Raw genomic sequence first — 2,791 nt, forward strand, 5'->3', positions numbered from 1 at the left:
TTTGATAATGATCAAGTATATGGGGGATCTGGGGACGATTTAATGACGGATCTAGGGGGGAATGATCAATTAAATGGTGATAGTGGCGAAGATGTATTTAAAATGTCAGCAGATAGAGCAGAAGATGTAATAGATGGTGGGGATGATCTAGATATAGTTGATTTCACAAGTGATAATTTCAGTGATTTTATTTTTACATATGTATCTCGTAATGAATTTTATACGATTCATAAAGGAACAGGTGAAAAAGATATTTATAAAAATATTGAATATATCCAATCAAATACAAATAAGAAAATCGCTATTGACGATTTTTTAAAAACCATGCCCTTTACAGCAGAAAATAATATCTCATTATTAGCAGGAGCAATGGCAGGATTTGGGATTGATGGATCTGGTATGGTTGAGGGTTTTGCAACCAATGATCAATATAGCCAATCCTATTTGACAGCAGTAGTTGATCCTAAACATACTGTATAATTGGTTAAATATTTAATAAAAACTGCTGGGATTCCCGTTCCAGCAGTTTTTCTTTAGGCATAAAAAATAAAATAGGCTGCACCCACTAAACAGGCAAAGGCTGCCATATAATTCCAACGTATAGGTTCACCCAAATAAAGCAACGCAAAAATGGCGAAAACAGAAAGGGTAATAATTTCTTGGATAATTTTTAATTGGGCGGCACTGAATTGGCCATAACCCAGACGATTGGCGGGCACCATTAAACAATATTCAAAAAAGGCAATGCCCCAACTAATGGCAATAACTTTCCACAAGGCCACATTGTTATATTTTAAATGACCATACCAGGCAAAGGTCATAAATACGTTGGACATAGTTAGCAAAAGAATGGTGTACATTTTAATCTCACAATCAAAGATGAATAGGTAAAAACAAAATTAAAATAATAATTTTTTTAAAATTTAACCAATGTTTTTTATTTTTTTATTAGGCCAGAATGTCAATGAAATCCAAGACAAATTTAAATATTTATGGATAAATGATAAGAATTCACTTGACAAAGAAATAGAAATGTGTTAGATGTTGTCATAATTGAATTATTGTATCTTAAGCCATTTTGATAAAAAAACATTTAAAGCCCTTGTCCTTGGACAGGGGCTTTTTTATTGACCTTTAATAAGAAAGGAAGAAGGGAATGTCTATTCTATATGATGCTGAACTTGGAAAACAAATCTGTATTCAACTCGCCATGGGCTATAGCTTAGAAAATCTGAATGAAGGGGAAGATGGGGAAGTATTTCCCCCATTACGGCAAATCATGGCCTGGTTGATGGAAGAGGCTGATTTCTTCACCCTGTATGAAAAAGCCAGAAGGATCCATAGCGATCTTATTACCGACCGTGTGGCCAGTATTGTTAGAAAAGCGCAACAGTTATTGGAACAGGACAAAACCCTTACCCCATCACAGCGCCTATCCTATAGCCGGATGGTCATTGGCAGCAGCAAATGGTTGGTTAATCGCCTGAACCCCAAGAAATCTCTGCGTAACCAACAAACTGATCCATCCAAAACCCAACAGAAAAGAATGGATAAAATGCATGGCTTTGTTCAAGGACATGCTGGGGTTCAAAAATATCCAGGAGTTCAAGAGCAAGAATATAGCGGCTTTGTTGAATCCGCCCATCACCATCATCCCACCTCCCAGGATGATGGCTATTCCATTCTTGATAGCCGCCATCCCCATAATCAATATAAAAATTTATAAAATCTATCCAGAATTCTTCTTGATATATAAAATTATTAATAGCTCACACTCTGGTGAAAGGTTTTAATGATTATTACTTTGAATCAATAGTGATGAAAGATTGTAATATCATAATTATGATAAACTTACATTTTTATGTTTAAGATTAATATAATTTACTTATAGTTTTTTATATTGTTATTAAAAAAAATAATTTAACGACTAATATTATAAATTTTATACTTAAAGGATATATATAATTATGAAGAATAGTTTAACGAATACTACAACTTTGTCTAAAAAAAGCTTATTAAAAAATTCATCTGAACCATCTGAAACATCAAGAAGCCTTAATCCACGCGATGACACAACAGAACTTACTCGTTATTATGGAACCGAAGGTAATAATGTCATTGTTACTGCTTATAACGATAGTAATGAAGTATATGGTTATGGTGGTAATGATGTAGTGATTGGTGGTCGTTTTAACGATAAAATTTATAGTGGTACAGGTTCAGATACACTTTATGGCCAAGATGGCGATGATAATTTATATGGTGGGAATGATAATGACATTGTTTCTGGGGGATCAGGTATAGATCATCTTTGGGGTGAAGATGGTAATGATAGCTTATATGGTGAAGGTGATGCTGACTATCTTGAAGGTGGTAAGGGAGATGACACAATTTATGGTGGTGATGGAAATGATTACATAATGGGTGGTGATGGAAAAAACTATATAGATGGTGGTGATGGAAATGATGCTCTTTATTATAGTTCTGCTGTTTGGTTACCAGGCCCTGGTTATTTGGGAGCTAACTCTGTTTTAGGTGGGAATGGAGACGATGTTATTATTGGCAATGGTGGGGATGGTTTTGCGTATACTGGATCTATCTCCCAGGTTTTGGGTGGTCGTGGAAATGATGTCATTTTAGGAAGTGCTATGGGTGAAGTTCTTAGTGGTGGCCGTGATGAAGATCTTGTTGCCGGACGTGATGGTGGTGATAGATTAGAAATTGGCACGGGTGAAGGTTATGCCTCAGCCAGAGATGGAAATGATGTGTATCCAGGTGGTAAAGATTATGA

Annotated in this window: 4 protein-coding genes; 3 read left to right on the top strand and 1 reads right to left on the bottom strand. The window is 35.4% G+C overall.

From position 1 onward, the window contains the following. The coding region (locus K1X44_09015) for a hypothetical protein (protein ID MBX7147425.1) at positions 1 to 480 on the top strand (480 nt) is incomplete at its 5' end. Between the two features lie 53 nt (positions 481 to 533). Here the strand turns inward: K1X44_09015 and K1X44_09020 are convergent. After that, on the bottom strand, positions 534 to 860 hold the full coding sequence (locus tag K1X44_09020) for a DMT family protein (protein ID MBX7147426.1): 327 nt from the start codon (positions 858 to 860) through the stop codon (positions 534 to 536). Positions 861 to 1,156: 296 nt separating this feature from the next. On the opposite strand from K1X44_09020, the gene K1X44_09025 reads away from it, so the two are divergent. Continuing rightward, positions 1,157 to 1,726, top strand: a complete 570-nt coding sequence (locus K1X44_09025) for a hypothetical protein (GenBank protein ID MBX7147427.1) — start codon at positions 1,157 to 1,159, stop codon at positions 1,724 to 1,726. Positions 1,727 to 1,967: 241 nt separating this feature from the next. Beyond that, positions 1,968 to 2,791, top strand: an 824-nt coding sequence (locus K1X44_09030; GenBank protein MBX7147428.1) for a hypothetical protein, incomplete at its 3' end; no start/stop codon positions are given.

Source organism: Alphaproteobacteria bacterium, assembly GCA_019695395.1.
GTDB lineage: Bacteria > Pseudomonadota > Alphaproteobacteria > JAEUKQ01 > JAIBAD01 > JAIBAD01.